Origin of the sequence: Blautia sp. HCP3S3_C12, from assembly GCF_052064155.1 — a bacterium.
Lineage (GTDB): Bacteria > Bacillota > Clostridia > Lachnospirales > Lachnospiraceae > Blautia_A.
Genome location: NZ_JBQHWC010000026.1, coordinates 1 through 19988 on the forward strand (window position 1 = coordinate 1; position 19988 = coordinate 19988).

17 protein-coding genes are annotated in these 19988 nt (G+C 43.5%); all 17 read right to left on the bottom strand.

Annotated features, from left to right (window positions below):
• Positions 1-562: 562 nt before the first annotated feature.
• The 17 genes from ACTNDS_RS15280 to ACTNDS_RS15360 all read right to left on the bottom strand — a co-directional run bounded on the left by ACTNDS_RS15280 (position 563) and on the right by ACTNDS_RS15360 (position 19949).
• On the bottom strand, positions 563-1159 hold the full coding sequence (locus ACTNDS_RS15280; RefSeq protein ID WP_441036687.1) for a recombinase family protein: 597 nt from the start codon (positions 1157-1159) through the stop codon (positions 563-565).
• 377 nt (positions 1160-1536) lie between these two features.
• A complete protein-coding gene (locus ACTNDS_RS15285; protein ID WP_441036688.1) occupies positions 1537-2928 on the bottom strand; it encodes a diguanylate cyclase domain-containing protein in 1392 nt (463 codons plus the stop codon).
• Between the two features lie 74 nt (positions 2929-3002).
• Entirely contained in the window at positions 3003-5030 is a 2028-nt protein-coding gene (gene lysS / locus ACTNDS_RS15290; protein WP_433844699.1) for a lysine--tRNA ligase, read from the bottom strand.
• Positions 5031-5067: 37 nt separating this feature from the next.
• The gene (gene greA / locus ACTNDS_RS15295; RefSeq protein ID WP_019160344.1) at positions 5068-5550 is read right to left on the bottom strand and encodes a transcription elongation factor GreA; all 483 of its coding nucleotides are present in this window, start codon (positions 5548-5550) and stop codon (positions 5068-5070) included.
• A 244-nt stretch (positions 5551-5794) separates the two neighbouring features.
• On the bottom strand, positions 5795-6751 hold the full coding sequence (gene dusB / locus ACTNDS_RS15300) for a tRNA dihydrouridine synthase DusB (RefSeq protein ID WP_173743368.1): 957 nt from the start codon (positions 6749-6751) through the stop codon (positions 5795-5797).
• A 65-nt stretch (positions 6752-6816) separates the two neighbouring features.
• Positions 6817-7182 carry a DUF6145 family protein gene (locus tag ACTNDS_RS15305; protein ID WP_441036689.1) on the bottom strand — a complete coding sequence of 122 codons (366 nt, stop codon included), beginning with the start codon at positions 7180-7182 and terminating at the stop codon, positions 6817-6819.
• Between the two features lie 104 nt (positions 7183-7286).
• Positions 7287-8096 (bottom strand): biotin--[acetyl-CoA-carboxylase] ligase, encoded by an 810-nt coding sequence (locus ACTNDS_RS15310; RefSeq protein ID WP_441036690.1) that lies wholly within the window; start codon positions 8094-8096, stop codon positions 7287-7289.
• A gap of 2 nt (positions 8097-8098) precedes the next feature.
• Positions 8099-9100, bottom strand: a complete 1002-nt coding sequence (gene argF / locus ACTNDS_RS15315; RefSeq protein WP_173743356.1) for an ornithine carbamoyltransferase — start codon at positions 9098-9100, stop codon at positions 8099-8101.
• Positions 9101-9146: 46 nt separating this feature from the next.
• A complete protein-coding gene (locus ACTNDS_RS15320; RefSeq protein WP_173743355.1) occupies positions 9147-10082 on the bottom strand; it encodes an SPFH domain-containing protein in 936 nt (311 codons plus the stop codon).
• A gap of 23 nt (positions 10083-10105) precedes the next feature.
• Positions 10106-10543, bottom strand: a complete 438-nt coding sequence (locus tag ACTNDS_RS15325) for an NfeD family protein (protein WP_303242693.1) — start codon at positions 10541-10543, stop codon at positions 10106-10108.
• Positions 10544-10564: 21 nt separating this feature from the next.
• On the bottom strand, positions 10565-11344 hold the full coding sequence (locus ACTNDS_RS15330; protein ID WP_441036691.1) for a TrmH family RNA methyltransferase: 780 nt from the start codon (positions 11342-11344) through the stop codon (positions 10565-10567).
• A gap of 9 nt (positions 11345-11353) precedes the next feature.
• Positions 11354-12007 (bottom strand): potassium channel family protein, encoded by a 654-nt coding sequence (locus ACTNDS_RS15335; RefSeq protein ID WP_441036692.1) that lies wholly within the window; start codon positions 12005-12007, stop codon positions 11354-11356.
• A 28-nt stretch (positions 12008-12035) separates the two neighbouring features.
• Positions 12036-13352: a TrkH family potassium uptake protein gene (locus tag ACTNDS_RS15340; protein WP_441036712.1), complete on the bottom strand. Its 1317-nt coding sequence runs from the start codon at positions 13350-13352 to the stop codon at positions 12036-12038.
• 81 nt (positions 13353-13433) lie between these two features.
• Complete coding sequence (pfkA, locus tag ACTNDS_RS15345; RefSeq protein ID WP_186995094.1) at positions 13434-14432, bottom strand: 6-phosphofructokinase; 999 nt, start codon at positions 14430-14432, stop codon at positions 13434-13436.
• A gap of 75 nt (positions 14433-14507) precedes the next feature.
• Positions 14508-17975 (bottom strand): DNA polymerase III subunit alpha, encoded by a 3468-nt coding sequence (locus tag ACTNDS_RS15350; protein WP_441036693.1) that lies wholly within the window; start codon positions 17973-17975, stop codon positions 14508-14510.
• 80 nt (positions 17976-18055) lie between these two features.
• On the bottom strand, positions 18056-18895 hold the full coding sequence (locus tag ACTNDS_RS15355) for a CvfB family protein (protein WP_441036694.1): 840 nt from the start codon (positions 18893-18895) through the stop codon (positions 18056-18058).
• A 235-nt stretch (positions 18896-19130) separates the two neighbouring features.
• The gene (locus ACTNDS_RS15360) at positions 19131-19949 is read right to left on the bottom strand and encodes an alpha/beta hydrolase (RefSeq protein ID WP_173683338.1); all 819 of its coding nucleotides are present in this window, start codon (positions 19947-19949) and stop codon (positions 19131-19133) included.
• Positions 19950-19988 lie beyond the last annotated feature (39 nt).

Sequence of the window (19988 nt, forward strand, 5' to 3'; positions counted from 1 at the left end):
TTTACCACTGGAAATACAAAATGGATGATATTGAAGAGACTGAGTCTGCATCTGTTTAATATGGTACTTATTAAATGGTCGATGTACTAGTTACTAAAATATTAAAAAGACCAAGGTTACCTCTAAAAATATATGCCAAAGTCTCTCCAAAAAACAGAACTGTAGCAATAAGAAATAATCGAACGAACATCCTCATACTCTTCTGTTTTGGATTATTTGCTTTAATTGAAACAAATATTATTAGACAGAACAAACAAAAGAACATATCCATTGTTGCCTGTGCAATTTCAAGACTTGTAATATTCATCTATTTTTCTCCTCGTCGGTTGATACTCTTTTTTACCTTATATTTGAATTGATGGATAATGCTTGTTTTTTTATTCTTATACAAGATTACTGTTTTTTCTTCGAAAGGTAAATTTATCAATTCTGCAACTTCAAATTTTCTGTTCCCTATAAAATTAATTTATTGGGATTTAACCAAATCGCTAAACAACGAGTCAAAATACTCTTTAAACCAATATTCACTCTTTCTTCCCAGTGTACCTCTTGACCTTTCTGGTTACCGTACCATCTGCATGGCGCTCAATGTTACTTCTGCCTCCGACTCGTTGATTACCAGGCTGCCATCTTCGGCATTGCTGTATCCGTAGCATTTTCGGTTATATATTTGTGCATCCGGGTTCTGGGCAGCCTTATCCAGACTCCACTTGATATTCTCACTCTTGTTCTCAGACTCGCCCTGGGCAATGGCTCCATGAAGGCTGATTGCAAGTTCCGCTTCCTTGTCAAAGGAATACAGCTGCTCATTCTCAAAGTAGACCGGGACATTCACCTTTTTCAGTTCCCGAACAATAGTCAGAACATCCACCGTGTTTCTGGCAAATCGGCTGATGGACTTGGTGTACACAAGAGTCCCTCTCCCGGCTCTGCAATCGTCCAGGAGCCGCATTAAATTCTTACGGTTATCTGATGTCCTGCCGGACTGAATATCCAAATAGACGTCATACAGCCGCTCCTGCTGGCTATTAGCCACATCCGCAATAAGGCCGGAAAGCTGATGACCAGCGCTCACGACTTGTGTTTTACTTGCAGTGCTGACCCGGCAATAGATGCCAACCTCATACCTTGACGGCGGTAATGGCGGATGCTGTTTCATTTTTTAACGATAGCCATAATGCCCTCCTGCGTTATCGTTATAGAGTACACCCGTATAGGCTGTTCTCATTATAACTCAGATTAGGCTAACTGTATATAAAAATGCAAAAATCATTGAAAATAAAGGATTTCGGGAGTACAGATAACAGCCTACTTTGCATTCATTGCAACCACCATTTTGATACAAGGAAACAATTGCACCCCCTAAATACAGGAGATGCATCACCCTCCATCCGGGCATTGGATCAGGCTACTCTTCATTTTATGGACAATTGCAGAGTAGTCTTTTCTTTCACGAAAAAAGAGATATCAACGCGCCAGGGTCAATATCTCTTCCTTTTTTTTTAATTCAATTATCAGGTTCACGGTCTTTCCCTCTCACAAGCTGTGCTTTCTCCGATCTTTTCCTGTCACGATGTAGTATTGCTTCTTGTTTTCATACATTTCCGCATCTGCGGCTTTCAGAAGCGTCTGAAAATCCGTATCCTTTGTGCCGCTTATCGTCGTACCGAGGGACGCGGTAGCACCCAGTTGGCTTTTTGCCGTTTCCAGTAGTTTCTGAAACGCCGGATGTGTGATGTTTGGCAGAACCGCAATGAACTCATCTCCGCCAAACCGATACACATGACGCTTTCCGAACACAGATTTCAGCGTCTGTGCGGTCTGCACAATGAATTTATCACCGGCATCATGTCCCTTTTGGTCATTTATTTCCTTTAGGCCATTTATGTCGCACATGACAACCGCCAGGGGAAAGTACTTCTCCAGCTTTTCTGTGTACGCCCAATCCAGTGCTTTTCTGTTTTTACAATCTGTGAGCTGGTCATATAATGCACTGTACTCCAGTGCATCTGCATTATCGCGCAGTCTTATCATAAAAGAAATCATAAACTCGATCATATCTATCAGATTCGAGATCTCATGCAGTTTCTCTTCGGGAGGATTGTCCACACCGTAGAATCCGACCATCTTGCCGTTGATTTTGATTGGCCCTGTCACAAGGGTATTGACACCCTGAGGTTTCAGCCGTTCATAGATGGCTTCGCTTGTTATTTTGCATTCTTCAATGTCATGGATGATGACATTGTTGGATTCTTGATATTGTGCAAACCATGTTTCAATGATGCCTTCATACGGCACATCCTGCAAGTTATCTTTTTCTTTCGATACGCCCGCTTTGCACCACTCGTAGGTGTTGTCAAACGTTCCGCGGTCATTCTGTTCAAAGATGTACGCTCGATCGGCGGTCACACGCTGTCCGATATACTCCACCAGTTGATTCAGTACTTTGTCCGGATTTTCTTCTGAAGCGGCATACCGAACCATGTCCGTGAGGAATCTCTCGTAATTCAGGATTCGTTCCTGCGATTCGCGCTTGCTGACTTCCAACGTTTCCTTTTCCTTATGGTACAGGATTCTCTGGAGCTTGCTTCGCATCATCGTGGCAGTCAGAAGCATACTCAGCACCCCGTACAGAATAACATTCACTAGGTTTTTGGATAGAATTGGGTTGTGCTGCGCAAAGAAAGCAAGTCCGATATAGAGCAGCATACTGCTCAGAATCAGCCCGTTCATGACCGCCGTTCTGGCGGTAAACAGCAGCAGCGCTGCCACCATGAACACAATGTAGTTGACAGTGAGCTCCTCCGGTGTAATCAGCGTTCCCGTAATAATGCCGAACAGCAGCAGCGCGGCAAAAAAGCTGTATACAACCAGTTTTTTCCCAAAAAAGCTTCTAAGTTGACAACGAGAAATGCAAAAATAGACCAAAGAAAGGAACGTATTGGTACAAAACCTCGAAAATTGGTACAAACTACATGATTATTTATTATTATTTTTTGCTCTTAGTATAACTTTGCACCTGCTGGAATATGGTCATCAACCATCAGAAGATGAAGTTTTTCTTCGCCCTCTTCCTCATGGATTGCACTAAGTAACATTCCACAGGAATCAATTCCCATCATAGCTCTTGGCGGCAGGTTTGTGATAGCAATCAGTGTTTTTCCAACCAGTTCTTCTGGCTCATAATAAGCGTGAATACCGCTTAAAATGGTACGATCTATGCCTGTTCCATCGTCCAGAGTGAACTGTAACAGCTTCTTGGATTTCTTAACTGCTTCACATGCTTTTACCTTTACAGCTCTGAAATCTGACTTGCTGAAAGTATCGAAATCAACCATTTCTTCGAATAATGGCTCAACTTTTACTTTGGAAAAATCAATCTTCTCAACTGGCTTTGTTTCCTGTGCAGCATTGTTTGCTTCGTTCTTTGCTGCCCCCTGTGACTTCATTGTCGGGAACAGCAGTACGTCACGGATTGCCTGGCTGTCTGTAAGCAGCATAACCAGACGGTCGATTCCGTATCCGATACCACCTGTAGGCGGCATACCGATCTCCAGTGCATTCAGGAAGTCTTCATCTGTGTGGTTTGCTTCCTCATCTCCTGCGTCAGCAAGAGCATCCTGTGCTTTGAAACGCTCTCTCTGGTCAATCGGGTCATTGAGCTCGGAATATGCGTTACACATTTCCCATGTATTAATGAACAGCTCGAAACGCTCTACTTTATTCGGATCAGAAGGTTTCTTCTTTGTCAGCGGAGAAATCTCGATTGGATGATCCATGATAAAGGTTGGCTGGATCAGTTCTTTTTCACAGTATTCCTCGAAGAACAGGTTGATGATATCACCCTTCTTATGACGTTCTTCATATTCAATATGATGCTCATCTGCAAGCTTCTTAGCTGCTTCATCATCTGCAACTTCATCAAAGTCAATTCCTGCATATTTCTTGATCGCATCATTCATGGTCAGACGTTCAAAAGGTTTGCTAAGGTCGATCTCGATACCATTGTAGGAAATCTTCGCAGAACCACAAACCTTCTCTGCCAGATAACGGAACATAGACTCAGTCAGTTCCATCATGCCTTCATAATCTGTATATGCCTGATAAAGCTCCATCAGAGTAAACTCCGGATTATGACGGGTATCTACACCTTCATTACGAAATACACGTCCGATCTCATAAACTCTCTCAAGACCACCAACGATCAGTCTCTTCAGATAAAGTTCAAGAGAAATACGAAGCTTAACATCTTCGTTCAGTGCATTATAATGAGTTTCAAACGGTCTTGCTGCAGCACCGCCTGCATTTGCAACCAGCATCGGAGTTTCCACTTCCATGAAGTCACGGTCTGCAAGGAAGTTACGGATTTCTTTCAGAATCTGGGAACGTTTGATAAATACCTTCTTGCTGTCCTGATTCATGATAAGGTCTACATATCTCTGGCGATAACGGGTGTCCGTATCTGTCAGTCCGTGGAATTTCTCCGGAAGAATCTGTAAGCTCTTGGAAAGAAGAGTCATCTTCTCTGCATGAATAGAAATTTCACCGGTTCTGGTTCTGAATGCAAAGCCTTCCAGACCAAAAATATCACCGATATCAGATTTCTTGAAATCTGCATAGGAGTCTGCCCCAATGGCATCTCTTGCTACATATACCTGAATATTTCCCTGTAAATCCTGGATATTGCAGAAAGAAGCTTTTCCCATAACACGTTTAAACATCATACGGCCAGCAATAGATACATGGATTGGGCTGGCATCCATAATGCTTCTTCTTTCTTCGTAATCTTTTTTCAGGGCTTCCTTTGCCTGCTCTTCGTCAAGATCTGCTACGTCCGGCTCTGTACGATCCTTTAACAGTTCTTTCTCATGTGCTTCATAAAGCTCTTTTACTTCCAGTGAATGATGTGTCTGGTCAAATTTTGTGATCTGAAACGGATCCTTGCCGTTGGCCTGAAGCTCTGCCAGTTTATCCCGGCGAACCTTCAGTAACTGGTTTAAATCCTGTTCCTGCTGCTTCTGCTGTGCCACCTTGGTTCCTCCTTATATATTTGTGTCTCTCAGTGTCTTATATATTTCTCTGAATCTCCAGAACTTTGTATTTCATGATTCCGGACGGCATCTCTACCTCTACTACATCACCTGTATGTGCACCCATCAGTGCTTTTCCAACAGGAGATTCATTAGAGATCTTGCCTTCCAGGCTGTTTGCCTCTGTGGAACCTACAATCTTCAGCTCAATATCTTCTTCAAATTCATAATCGTGTACTTTTACCTTGCAGCCAACGTTGATTCTGTCAAGATCAACCTCATCTTCTACTACAACTTCTGCATTTTTTAAGATTTTCTCAATCTCTTCAATACGTGCTTCAATGTCTCTCTGTTCGTCTTTTGCTGCATCATACTCAGCATTCTCAGATAAATCGCCCTGTTCTCTGGCTTCCTTAATCTTTTCTGCTACTTCTTTTCTCTTTACTACCTTTAAATCATGCAGCTCTTCTTCCAGTTTTTTAAGTCCTGCATAAGTCAGTAAGTTCTTCTTTTCTTCCATTATAACCTTACTCCCTTTCAATATCCGGATTCTCTCATGCACTTATGGCAACCGGATCATTACATGGATTTATGTGTTCCCCGATACATCATACCTAAAAAAGGGCAGACTTATTCTAGGATATTCACAATTTCTGTATTATACAAAAAAGCCCCCGGATTGTCAAGCATTCCGGGCACTTTTCGTTACTGTTCACTCCGTTCACAGTAACGTATCCAAAATCAACAATACATAAATGCTGACATTATAATTTCATCAGCAATTCCTGTAGTGCTTCATAACTTTCTATTGTATTGGATGCTCTTCTCAATCCTGCGCTGTGTCTCATACCGGCTGTATACCAGGCTACATGCTTACGCATTTCCCGGATTCCTGTAAACTCTCCCTTTAACGCAATCTGCGCTCTGGCATGGCGCAGGATCATTTCCCTGATCTCCTCTGAGGAAGGTCTGGGTAAAAGCTCTCCGGTTTGGAAATAATGGTTCATCTCCCGGAAAATCCAGGGATTTCCCCTGACAGCCCTTCCAATCATTACTCCATCACAGCCAGTCTGCTTCAGCAGTGCTTCCGCTTTCAACGGTGAATCTACATCTCCATTTCCAATCACAGGAATAGAAACTGCCTCTTTGACCTGACGAATTATATCCCAGTCTGCTGTGCCGGAATAGTACTGCTGTCTGGTCCTGCCGTGAACAGCAATGGCTGCTGCCCCGGCATCCTCTGCCCGCCTGGCAATTTCCACAATGTCCACCGGTGCATTTTCGAAACCAATACGCACTTTTACAGTCACAGGCTTTTGAATGGCAGAAGACACACTTTTTATAATCTGCACAATCAACTCCGGATTCTTCAGTAATGCTGAGCCCTCTCCATTGTTTACCACCTTGGGTACCGGGCAGCCCATATTAATATCCAAAATATCAAAATCCTTATCCTCAATGGATTTCGCAACCTCTGCCATCAATTCCGGTTCACTGCCAAAAAGCTGCATGGATACCGGATGTTCACAGGGATCAATTTTCATCAAGGCAATGGTGTTTTTATTATGGAAAGAAATGGCTTTGGCACTGATCATTTCCATACAGATTAATCCCGCTCCCTGTTCCTTACACAGTGTACGGAATGGCATATCCGTCACTCCTGCCATAGGTGCCAGTACAAACGGATTCTCAATTCGTACATTGCCAATTTTCCAGCTCATATCCCTTCCCCGGATCTCATTCTGTCTGTGGTTACACTGTGCCTTTTTTAATCCTGCTTCCATATTTATTCCTCGCTATGCGGAACTTTTTTCAGATCATCCTCTGTAATATCTCCCAGGAAAAATACTCTATAATACATTTCCAGAGATTCCAGCAATTCTTTTTTCTCAGTCTGGATCTGCTTGATTTTCAGAGCACTGCCAATCTCATCATAACGGGCGTCTGCCTCTAATGCCTCTGTTTTGAATTCCAGAGTTCCATCCTGAGCAAACTCCAATGTAAGAATTCCTCCCACATCCTCTGTAAAAAGGACGCACATAATCTGCAATTCCTTTTTCACATGATCCGGAAGGGCATTAAAATCCTGGTTAAAATAAAATTTCTGTTCATAAGCGCTTGCACCACAGAGCACAATATTATCCTGATACATAAAAATATTTCCTCCTGTATGTGTGATACTATTAACCTTCTTAATCACAATATCGCTTTCTGATTATACGAAAATCAATATATTCTGCATAATACATTTCTCAATCATACATAACTGTATAATCCCCGCACAGATACCTCCCCTGCGCTGATCTTTGTCACTGTTCCATCCGCTTTTTCTACCAGAAGATTCCCCTTTGTATCAATTCCTCTGGAAACTCCTTCAAAACTGTCTGCACCGTTAAGAACTCTTACCGGCTGGTTAAGATTAGCCAGGATCCTGTGGTATTCTTCCAGAAGATTTTCAAAATCACAGGTCTGAATGAAGCGCTCATAATCCTCTTCAAAATGTTTCATCACAAGCCCGATGATCTGATTACGGTCGTACTCCTGTCCACTTTCCATAGCAAGAGAAGTTGCTTTATCCTGCATTTCCTCCGGAAATTCCCAAAGATTCACATTAATTCCCACTCCGATAAGTACATAACCGATCTTTGTACCGTTAGTTCCCATCTCAGTCAGAATCCCACTGATTTTCTTTCTGGAAAGCACCACATCATTGGGCCACTTAATACTTACTTTAAATCCTAACTCATCCACTGCCTGCGCAACAGCAAGTCCCATGACCAGGGTCAGCATAGATGCATACTGAGGTTCAAATTCCGGACGGAGGAGAATCGTCATCATAACAGAACTGCCCTCCGGCGCTTCCCATTTTCTGTCAAAACGTCCCCGGCCTGCAGACTGGAACTCTGCTACTGCCAGAGTTCCGTGCTCTGCCCCTTCCTTTGACAGTCTCTTGATCCAGGAATTGGTAGAATCCACCTTTTCAGCAAAATAGACGGTTTTGCCCGCCCATTTTGTCTTGATTGCCTGTAATATTGTTTTCTCATTATATTCTGCTGATTTTAACACGATTATTCCTTCTCCGGTTCTCCCAAAGTAGCAACCATCACAGCTTTGATAGTATGCATACGGTTCTCAGCTTCATCAAATACCTTGGACTGTGCAGATTCAAATACTTCGTCTGTCACTTCCATATCTGTCAGATTGAATCTTTCACCCATCTCTTTGCCGATCTTTGTCTTCAGATCGTGAAAAGCAGGAAGACAATGAAGGAAGATTGCTTTCTCACCGGCATTTTTCATAACCTGTGCTGTTACCTTATAAGGTGTAAGGTCACGGATTCTCTCTTCCCAGATTTCATCCGGCTCTCCCATAGAAACCCATACATCTGTATAGATCACATCTGCATCCTTTGTTCCTACCTCCACATCTTCTGTCAGAGTAACACTTCCGCCGGAAGCCTGGGCATATTTTTCACACAGTGCTACCAGCTCTGCATTTGGAAAATATCTCTCTGTAGTGCAGGCTACAAAATGCATGCCCAGTTTTGTGCAGGCAATCATCAGGGAATTTCCCATATTGTATCGGGCATCTCCCATATATACCAGCTTACGTCCCTTCAGATCTCCAAAATGCTCACGGATCGTAAGCATATCTGCCAGCATCTGTGTAGGATGATATTCATTTGTCAGACCATTCCATACAGGAATTCCGGCATATTTTGCAAGTTCCTCTACAATATCCTGTCCATAACCGCGATATTCAATACCATCATACATTCTTCCCAGAACTCTGGCTGTATCTGCAATGCTCTCTTTCTTTCCTATCTGAGATCCTGAAGGATCCAGATAGGTACTTCCCATTCCCAGATCATGGGCAGCTACCTCAAAGGAGCAACGGGTTCTTGTACTTGTTTTTTCAAAAATAAGTGCAATATTTTTTCCTCTGTAATATTCATGAAGCTCTCCGGCTTTTTTCTTTGCCTTCAGCTCTGCGGCCAGATCAATCAGATAGGTAATTTCTTCCGGTGTAAAATCTTTTAATGTCAGAAAATTTCTTCCTTTTAAGTTCATAATAATCTTCTCCTCGATGTCAATTGCTTACTACTGTTCGTTAATATTATTTATTCTCCGGCTCAGTGATGATCTCCTTCAGAGAGCTTGCCAGACCGGCGATTCCCTGAATATCTGAAGGGATAATGATCTTGGTTGATTTTCCGTCTGCAGCCTTGGCAAAGGCTTCCAGACTCTTCAGTGTAAGCACTGCCTGGTCAGCGCCTGCCTCACGGATCATGCGGATACCTTCCGCATTGGCATTCTGTACTTTCAGTACTGCCTCTGCCTGACCTTCAGCCTCTTTGATCATACGTTCTTTCTGAGCCTCTGCCCGAAGGATAGCTGCCTGTTTTTCAGCCTCTGCATCCAGAATCGCAGACTGTTTCTTACCCTCTGCCACAAGGATTGTTGATTTCTTCTGGCCTTCTGCGATCAGAATAGCTTCTCGACGCTCACGCTCTGCTTTCATCTGCTTCTCCATAGCATCCTGAATGGCAGCCGGCGGAATAATGTTTTTCAGCTCCACACGATTTACCTTAATTCCCCATGGATCAGTAGCCTCATCCAGAGAAGCTCTCATTTTGGTATTGATAGTTTCACGGGAAGTGAGGGTCTCATCCAGTTCCATGTCACCAATAATATTTCTCAATGTTGTAGCAGACAGATTCTCAATAGCCATAATTGGATTCTCTACACCGTAAGTATAAAGCTTGGGATCTGTAATCTGGAAAAACACAACGGTATCAATCTGCATAGTTACATTATCTTTGGTAATAACCGGCTGCGGTGGAAAATCTACAACCTGCTCTTTCAGATTCACCTTTCTTGCCACGCGCTCAATAAAAGGTACCTTGAAATGAATACCTGTACTCCAGGTAGCCTGATAAGCTCCCAGTCTCTCCAGGATCACCGCATATGCCTGCGGCACAATGCGAATACAGGATGCAAGCACCCATGCTACAATCACAATAATTACAATCAGAAATATTGCTCCTCCCATAACTTTATCCTCCTTATTCTCAATTACGGTTGGTCTGTCTTTTTTACGATAAGCTTCACACCCTGGATCTCCCGGATCTCTACTATGGTATCTTTTTCAATTTTTGCTTCGTCATCCACAGACCGGGCAGTCCATTCAATGTCATTGATCCGCACCTGACCGGTTTGTGCCAGATTGTCAATCTCCTGGATCACGACTGCTTTTTTCCCTATCAGACTGTTTGCATTTGTCTGTACGGTTTCTTTATTAAAATACCTCATAGCTACCGGTCTGGTAAAAATCAGAAGTACCACAGAAACACAGAGAAAAAGTAAAATCTGTATTGTCAGATTTGCCCCGGCATAAGACGCAATCGCTGCGATCAATGCCCCTCCGGCAAACCAGATGGTGGTGAGTCCTGCGGTAATCGCTTCTATAAAAAGCAATGCCGCCAGAATACCCAGCCAGATCAAAGGTTGCATGAAACTCCCCCTTTCCAAGGCTTACTGCTGCCGTCTCTGACGCGCAGCCTCGTACATCAGAATCCCCGAAGCCATAGCAGCATTCAAAGATTCCACTTTTCCACACATAGGAATACGGATCAGACAGTCTGCACTGTTTGCTGCTTCCTCTGTCAGTCCTTTTCCTTCATTACCAATGAGAAAGGCCGTTCCTCCTGTATAAGATTCCTGGTCATAGGAATTGCGCCCTTTCAAATGTGCGGCAAAGGTACGGATATTATGTTTTTTCAGTTCCTGAGTCAATGATACCACACTTTCTACATATAGAAAAGGTATTCTGTAGACAGATCCCATGGTAGATCTTATTACTTTGGGATTTGTAATATCCACGCAGGTTCTGGTAAGAAGAACCCCGCTTACCCCGGCGCCTTCCCCTGTTCTGAGAATAGTCCCTGCATTTCCAGGATCCTGCAGATCCTCCAAAACCATAACCAAAGGATTCTTACCTCCCAGAATGTCTTCCAGAGTATAGGAAGGTCTTCTTAACACGGTAAGGATTCCCTGGGGTGTCTGGGTATCACTCATCTGCCGAAAAACAGAGTCTGCCGCAATATCATAGGGAAGCTTCTCTACCTGCTCCATCAATACCGGATCAGAAGTCAGTGTCTCTGACACGTACACCTTCTCGATCCAGTCTGCCGGAGCTTCTCCAAACATCTTTCGTCCCTCTGCAACAAAAAGCCCTTGTTCTCTCCGGGCTTTTGTCTTCTGGTTTAACTGTATAATATTTTTTACCTGTCCGTTATTTACACTGGTAATCATATTTTATCCTCAATTTCCGGAAACCTTATTCAGGTCCTCGTTTTTTCCTATTGCCATCACTGTGCAGTCTGCCGGCAGCGGTTCAGCAGGATTGGGATTAATATCTACATCATTTCCCTGCTTCAGCCCTACCAAATTGATTTTATTTTTCTCTCTGATTTTCAGGTCACGTAAAGTTTTACCAACCCAACTGTCAGGAATTTTAAATTCCGCCATACTAAACTCCGGTGACAATTCAAAGGTATCCAAAAATCCACTGGACAGAAGGTTTCTGGCAACCCGGACTCCCATGGACTGCTCCGGATATATCACCTTATCTGCACCGATCTTCTCCAGGATTCTGCCGTGAAGTGCATTCATGGCTTTCGCCATTACAAAAGGTACTCCCAGCTCCTTCACCTGCATGGCGGCTATAATACTGGCTTCCATATTCTCTGCCACTGCGATCACGGCCACATCCACATTCTGGACTCCCACAGACTGAAGGATTCCCGGCTCCTTCACATCTGCTTTCACAGCATAGGAAACCTTCTCCGCAATGTCCTGTACATTTTCCTCTCTGTCATCAATAGCTAATACATCACAGCCGGCATCCGCCAATGTAAGTGCTACCGTCATCCCGAACTGCCCCAGCCCGATCACCGCATAGGATCTACTATTCATATCCTGCCGTCCTCCTTATATTCATAACCTAACCGATCATAATATCTTCCTCAGCCAGATGTGCATTGGGAGATCTCTTCTGAGCACGTACTGTCACCGCTGTTCCCAGTGTCAGAGGACCAATCCTTCCCAGATACATGGTAATGATCACAATCCATTTACCTGCTGTACTCAACTGGGGAGTCAGTCCCCGGCTCAGACCAACGGTAGCTGCTGCAGAAGTAATTTCATAAATCACATCTGCCACAGGCGCTTCAGGCATAGCAGCACAGAGCAGGATACTCATTACAATTACTGTAAAAAGCCCCATACCTGCCACTACAATCGCAGAGCGCAGATAGCTCTCCCTGATTCTCCTGTTATGGGCTTCCACATCGTTTTTTCCCCGCAGATTTGCAAGAAGGCTCATTGCAAGGACTGCAATAGTAGTCGTTTTGATTCCACCGGCAGTACCCATAGGCGAACCACCTATAATCATCAGCAGCAGACACAGTAAATAGGTTGCATTAGAAAACCGCTCCTGACTTATGGTAAAAAATCCTGCTGTCCTGGTTGTCACAGCCTGGAACATGGATGCCATAAGCTTTGTTCCTGTGGAATACCCGCCCATACTGTCCGGATTATGAAAATCAAACAGAAAGATCAGCACCGTACCACCTATAACCAGAATCGCTGTCATTGTGACAACGATTTTGCTGTGAAGCCGCAGAGAACGATATATCCTGCCAACAGAAAGCTTTCTGCGAAATACTTTTTTTATCTTATCCCAAAGATCCCACCAGACCACAAATCCAAGTCCAGACATAATGATCAGTCCCATAGTTGTAAAATTTACAACAGGGTCGGACACATAAGGTGCCAGACTCTCCTCACCCAACAGATCAATTCCTGCATTACAGAAGGCTGATACTGCTGTAAAAACAGACTGTCCAACTCCTCTTACCACACCAAACTGCGGTACAAACCGAAAAGCATAGCATACTGTCCCGATTCCCTCTGCTCCAATAACACAGAGCAGTACTCTCTTCACCACAACCACCATCCCGCTCATTCTGTCCAGGTTATAGGATTCCTGTATAATACGGCGGTTTCTTAATGATATTTTTTTCCGCAGACTTATAAAAATAATACTGCCCAGGGAGATCAGTCCCACACCTCCAATCTGGATCAGTAGCAGAATGATCACTCTGCCTGCCATGGACCAGTGTGATGCTGTTACCACTGTGACCAGTCCGGTCACACAGACACAGGTAGTCGCTGTGAACATTGCATCAGAAAAAGAAGTATGATTCCCGGGCACCGCACAAAACGGCAGCCACAGGAGCAATCCCCCCAAGATAATCACTCCTGCAAAACCAAAAGTAATTATCTGAGCAGTATTTAATTTATGCAGTCTGTCATTTAACTGCATTTTATTATTCATTTGTTATTTATTATTTTTATCATAATTATGAGAAAGTGACTGGCATACTTCCCACTGGTAATCAGAAATACCCTTCTGCATAGCCAGTGCTTCATTGATGTCAAAGTCTACGAACTCGCCATGACGATATCCAACAACTCGGCATGTCTTGCCTGCAATCAGAAGATCTACAGCCAGAGCTCCCATCATCGACGCATATACACGGTCTTTACATGTAGGGCTTCCACCACGCTGCATGTGTCCCAGGATAGTAGCACGAGTCTCAATACCTGTAGCAGCTTCAATACGCTTTGCCATAGCCTCAGAATGTCCGATACCCTCTGCGTTGATGATAATATGGTGCTTCTTGCCTTTCTTACGGCTTTCAATAATATTGTTGATCAGCTTCTGCTCATCATAGTCATATTTTTCAGGAATCAAAACATCCTCAGCACCATTTGCAATACCACACCACAGAGCCAGATAACCTGCTCCACGGCCCATAACCTCGATAATACTGCATCTCTCATGAGAAGTAGAAGTATCACGAACCTTATCAATTGCTTCCATTGCTGTATTAACAGCTGTATCGAAACCTATTGTATATTCCGTACATGCAATATCAAGGTCAATGGTTCCCGGTAATCCAATGGTATTTACACCCAGGTTTGCAAGCTTCTGTGCACCTGCAAAGGATCCGTCACCACCGATAACTACAAGTCCGTCAATACCATGCTTCTTACAGATCTCAGCACCTCGTTTCTGTCCCTCTTCTGTACGGAACTCTGCACAACGTGCTGTATAAAGGACTGTACCTCCACGTTCAATCGTATCTGAAACGTCCTTGGCGCTCATGTCGATAATCTCTTCGTTCAGCAGACCATTGTATCCTTTAAGAATACCCTTTACATTAAGTCCATTGCTTAAACCTCTTCTGACTACCGCACGGATTGCAGCGTTCATTCCAGGTGCGTCACCACCGCTGGTGAGGACACCAATGGTTTTAATCTTTTTTTCTGCCATCTTTTCTTCCTCCATCTTCTGAATCTATTATCTCAATTTACTATACACATATTCGCGTATTAGTTTAGCGCATTTCTAAAATTTTTTCAATCCTCTTTCTACAACTTTAACATTGGTTTTACCATATTTTTTGCTCATCTGACTCAGCCAGGGCTCCTGTATCTGTACCTGCCAGTTCATAGGAAGCTTTTTCATGGCTTTTACATCCTTCAGATAGATCACCACACCGGAATTTCCCGGAGACAGCTGCAGATCCCGGAGCAGCTGTGTTTCCTTTTCGCCATAGTCACTGCGGCTGTCGAACTGTATCCATAGCTCTCTCGGAACATCATCAAAAGATCTGATTTTCTCCAGAATCAGCTTACTGGCCTTGTCATCTTCAGCAGAGACTCTTCCCTGGATAAAAACTTTACCGTCTTCATTCAAAAGACTCTGGCTTTTCTCATAATCTCTGGGAAACACTACAACCTCTACTGTTCCCACCAGATCCTCCACTGTCAGGAATGCCATCACTTTATTATTTTTTGTATACTTTATAGTTTTATCGGTAATCATTCCACCAATAATAACCTTCTGACTGTCCATTACCTTTGGTAGGTTTGTTTCCTCATCTGGCTGAAAATCCGAGGTTCTGGCTGTGATGGTTTTCTCCATTATTCCTCTGCAGCTCTCCAGAGGATGTCCGCTCAGATAAATGCCCAGCACATCTTTTTCAAAAGCAAGAATTTCTTCTTTATTATATTCCTCTACATTGGGCATCCTAATTTCAAATACTTTTTTTTCTTCATCGCTCACCAGATCAAACAAACTCATCTGACCTGCCAGGGAGTTCTTTTTTTCCAGACTGATACTGTCAGAAATCTGCTGGTAGACCATCATTTTCTGACGACGGTTACCCTCCAGACAATCCAGCGCTCCCGCTTTGATAAAATTCTCTATTGCTCTCTTATTTATCTGTGAAGAATTACGCTCCATAAAATCCTTCAGGGATTGATACTGACCATTATCTTCCCTCTCCTTTACCAGAGCTTCGATCACCGGTCGTCCCACACTTTTGATCGCGGACAGGCCATATCGGATCGCACCGTTATCTACAGAGAATCCATACATTCCACAGTTCACATCCGGCGGCAGGATCTTAATCCCCATCTGTCTGCAGACCAGAATATATTCAGCAACCTTATTTGGGAAATCAATAACCGATGTCATAAGTGCAGCCATAAATTCTACAGGATAATAGTACTTCAGATATGCTGTCTGGTAGGAAACAACTGCATAGGCTGCTGCATGGGACTTATTAAAGGCATACTTTGCAAAATCAATCATATCATCATAGATCTTATTTGCAGTTTTCTCATCAATTCCATTTGCAATACATCCGGGAACTCCCTCTGCTTCATTTCCATAAACAAAGTTCTGGCGCTCCTTTTCCATGACAGAGGCCTTCTTTTTGGACATTGCACGGCGCACCAGGTCGCTTCGGCCCAGAGTATAACCTGCCAGATTACGGACGATCTGCATAACCTGCTCCTGATAGACAATACACCCATACGTAGGCTTCAGGATTGACTCCAGCTGAGGGCAGTCGTAGCGGATGGTATCCGGACGGTTTTTACCACGGATGTACTGAGGGATGAAATCCATAGGACCCGGACGGTAAAGAGAAATTCCCGCGATCACATCTTCCAGGCTCTGAGGCTTCAGTTCCTTCATGAAGTTCTTCATTCCCGCACTTTCAAGCTGAAATACACCGTCAGAACGGCCGGTACCAAGGGAATCCAGAACCTTTTTATCATCATAATCGATCTTCTGCATGTCCAGAGTGACACCTGCATCCTTCTGGATCAGCTTTACTGCATTCTGGATCACAGTCAGGGTACGAAGTCCCAGGAAGTCCATTTTCAGAAGTCCCAGTTCTTCCAGTGTTGTCATGGTAAACTGAGTGACAATAGAACCGTCTGATGCTCTGGAAAGCGGTACATATTCTGATACATCCTTCTGGCTGATGACCACACCTGCCGCATGCATGGAGGTATGACGCGGAAGTCCCTCCAGACGTCTTGCCATATCGATCAGATAATGAATTTCATCCTGCTCCTGGTATGCTTTTTTCAGCTCAGGGTTCATAGTAAGGGCCTTATCTATCGTGATATTTAATTCCTGCGGGATCATTTTCGCAATGGAATCCACCTGTGCATAAGGCATATCCAACACACGGCCCACATCCCGGATCACCCCACGGGCTGCCAGAGTACCAAAGGTAACGATCTGAACCACACAGTCATCCCCATATTTACGGCGGACATATTCAATAACCTCCTGCCTTCTTTCGAAGCAGAAGTCAACGTCAATATCAGGCATAGATACTCGTTCCGGATTCAGAAATCGCTCAAAGAGCAGATCATAGCGAATAGGATCAAGCTGTGTGATGCCCAAGGTATAAGCAACCAGACTTCCCGCTGCAGAGCCACGTCCCGGTCCTACCATAATGTCATGATCGCGGGCATATTTAATAAAATCCCATACTATAAGGAAGTAATCCACGTAGCCCATATTTTTTATAGTAGATAATTCGTAATTCAGACGAGCTTTTAATTCCTCTGTAACCGGCTGATAGCGTTCCTCCAGTCCCTCGAAGCATAATTTATTAAGATATTCCCAGGATGTAAGACCATCCGGCACATCGAATCTTGGAAGCTTGGTCACGCCAAATTCAATCTCAACATGACATCTCTGTGCAATCTTATGGGTATTCTCCAATGCTTCCAGAGCATATGGGAAAAGTTCTGCCATTTCCTCAGGAGATTTCACATAATACTGACCACCCTCATAACGCATTCTGTCCTCGTCTGCCAGTTTCTTGTTTGTCTGCAGGCAGAGAAGAATATCATGAGGATCAGCATCCTCCGCCCTTGTATAATGCACATCATTAGTTGCCACAAGGTCAATCCCTGTTTCTTCGTGCATACGGAGAAGTTCCTGATTTACCAGTCTCTGCGCAGGGATTCCATGATCCTGTAATTCCAGGAAGAAATTGCCTTTGCCAAAAATATCCTGATAACGAAGAGCTGCTGCCTTTGCATCTTCGTACATTCCTCTCTGAAGATATCTGGCCACTTCACCTGCCAGGCAGGCACTTAATGCGATAATCCCCTCATGGTATTCTTTTAATACCGCAAGGTCTACTCGAGGTTTATAATAAAAACCTTCTGTGAAACCCTTTGATACTATCTTCATCAGGTTTGCATACCCCTGATTATTTTCTGCCAGAAGAACCAGGTGGTAGTATCTGTCCTCGCCGCTTCCTGCTTCACGGTCAAATCTGGATCCGGGAGCTACATAAACCTCACATCCCAGAATCGGATTGATTCCCTCAGCCCTTGCTGCGCGATAAAAATCAATCACACCGTACATAACTCCATGATCTGTGATCGCCGCACTGTCCATGCCAAGCTCCTTGACACGGGCTACATATTCTTTTATTTTATTGGAACCATCCAGCAGACTGTATTCTGTATGGACATGAAGATGTGTAAACTCCAACTCTATTTCTCTCCTGTTCTGATATCTGCAATTTTATGGCAGCATATTTTTATAAATTTAACTCTCTTAGAGTTCTGTTATTATTTTGCGTAGATCCTCTTATCTTTAATCTCTACTTTGCCTTCCTTCATCAAATGACCAATGGCACGTTTAAATGCTCCCTTGCTCAAACCAAATTCTCTCTGGATTACTTCCGGTGATGCCTTGTCATCAAATGGAAGAACACCTGCAAACTCATTGATCACTTCAAGAACATTTTCTGCATCCTCATTGATCTGAAGATATGCTTTCTGGCGGTCTGTAACATTCATTTTTCCGTCTTCTTTTACTTCGCTGACACGCAGCTCAAGGATCTTGCCCGGACGGTATTTTCCCTTGGCTTCTCTTGCAGGGATCAGTGCAGAATATTTATCATCAACTGCCACAAATACACCGAATCTGTCGCTGATCTCATAGACACGACCCTTCACCATATCTCCCACTACATAAGGAGTTCTGGTGGAAAGATAATGATAAACCTTCATAGTTGCACAGAGACGGCTGCTCTTGTCAATATAGAGTGCTACCAGTACATCTTCTCCCTCTCTTACCTTCAGAGTCTGCTCATGATATGGAAGCAGAAGGTCTTTCTCCAGTCCCCAGTCAAGGAATGCACCAATCCTTGTTACCTGAGAGACTTTCAGAACTGCTGTCTGACCTACCTGAAGCTTTGCTTCTTTTGTTGTTGCAATAAGGCGGTCCTGAGAATCCTTGTAGATAAATGCTTCAATGCTGTCGCCTTCCTTTGTTCCTTCCGGAACCTGTCTGGACGGAAGAAGGACACGATTCTTTGCATCTGCCTGCATATCCTCACCCAGATATACACCGAAATCTACGGACTTTACTACTGTTAATTTCTGTTTTTTTCCTAACTCTATCATATAATCTCCATTTCTGCTGTGATAGTATCTTTTTAAAGAAAATTAAAAATATACTATACTTTCATCATCCTCTGACATTAGCTTTATATTTCAGTATAACATAAATAATAAAGGCGGCACAATGCCGCCTTATTATTTTTTATTATCTTATTTTACGTTACTGTTCACTATAGATCAGGATGTATTTTATTCCAACTCGATTTCACATACACTCAGACAGATTCTTTATCGTGTATTATATATTCTGCATCCACTTGCACGCCAGTTCCATCCAGGACTGGCACTCTTTCTGCACGCAGCCTCCGTCTTCATAGCTTGTCTCTTCATTTGCAAGACTCAGTCCATGTCCGCCAACCGGATAAAGATGCATCTCTACAGGTATTTCCAATTTACGCAGTGCGTTAAAAAACAACAGAGAATTCTCTACAGGAACACAGTCATCCGTCACTGTATGCCACAGGAATGTTGGCGGTGTATCTCTGGATACCTGGAATTCCAGGGACTGTTCTTTTCGTTTATCCAGATCATTATAATCCTCTCCAAGCAGACATTCAAAAGATCCTGTATGTGCAAATTCACCGGAAGTAATTACCGGATAACTTAAGATCATACCGTTTGGCTTCACCATTTCTGAATCTATTCCAAGTGTTTCTGCAATGAAATTTTTCTTCCAGAAAACACCCAGACTTGCTGCCAGGTGTCCTCCTGCTGAGAAACCCTGAATTACAATCTTATTCGTATCAATATGAAATTCTGCTGCATTCTCTCTTAAGAAAGCTACGGATTTCGCAAGCTGCAAGAGTGCCAGCGGATATCTGGCAGGTTCTACACTGTAGCGCAGAATCACCGCATGATATCCTTTTGCCAGATACTGCATTGCAATCGGTTCTGCCTCTCTGTCAGAAGTCATTGTATAACCGCCACCCGGACAGATTACAACTACCGGACGCTTTCTGTTAATGTTCATTTCAATTGAATTATCCAGGAAATAAGTATATAAATCTGCGGTTTCTTTATATCCGTCTACTTTAATTTCAATCTTTTTATAAATCATAAGTTCCTCCCGTATATACCAAAAATCTCCCGGCTGTTC

Excerpts from the sequence above, each read along its gene's own strand:
- pfkA (WP_186995094.1), bottom strand. The coding sequence starts at position 14,432 with ATGGCAGAAAAAAAGATTAAAACCATTGGTGTCCTCACCAGCGGTGGT.
- ACTNDS_RS15280 (WP_441036687.1), bottom strand. The coding sequence starts at position 1,159 with ATGAAACAGCATCCGCCATTACCGCCGTCAAGGTATGAGGTTGGCATC.
- ACTNDS_RS15360 (WP_173683338.1), bottom strand. The coding sequence starts at position 19,949 with ATGATTTATAAAAAGATTGAAATTAAAGTAGACGGATATAAAGAAACC.
- ACTNDS_RS15320 (WP_173743355.1), bottom strand. The coding sequence starts at position 10,082 with ATGGGAGGAGCAATATTTCTGATTGTAATTATTGTGATTGTAGCATGG.
- argF (WP_173743356.1), bottom strand. The coding sequence starts at position 9,100 with ATGAACTTAAAAGGAAGAAATTTTCTGACATTAAAAGATTTTACACCG.
- dusB (WP_173743368.1), bottom strand. The coding sequence starts at position 6,751 with ATGAGCTGGAAAATTGGCAATGTACGAATTGAGAATCCGTTTGTACTG.
- ACTNDS_RS15335 (WP_441036692.1), bottom strand. The coding sequence starts at position 12,007 with ATGAATAGTAGATCCTATGCGGTGATCGGGCTGGGGCAGTTCGGGATG.
- ACTNDS_RS15330 (WP_441036691.1), bottom strand. The coding sequence starts at position 11,344 with ATGATTACCAGTGTAAATAACGGACAGGTAAAAAATATTATACAGTTA.
- ACTNDS_RS15305 (WP_441036689.1), bottom strand. The coding sequence starts at position 7,182 with ATGTATCAGGATAATATTGTGCTCTGTGGTGCAAGCGCTTATGAACAG.
- greA (WP_019160344.1), bottom strand. The coding sequence starts at position 5,550 with ATGGAAGAAAAGAAGAACTTACTGACTTATGCAGGACTTAAAAAACTG.
- ACTNDS_RS15325 (WP_303242693.1), bottom strand. The coding sequence starts at position 10,543 with ATGCAACCTTTGATCTGGCTGGGTATTCTGGCGGCATTGCTTTTTATA.
- ACTNDS_RS15355 (WP_441036694.1), bottom strand. The coding sequence starts at position 18,895 with ATGATAGAGTTAGGAAAAAAACAGAAATTAACAGTAGTAAAGTCCGTA.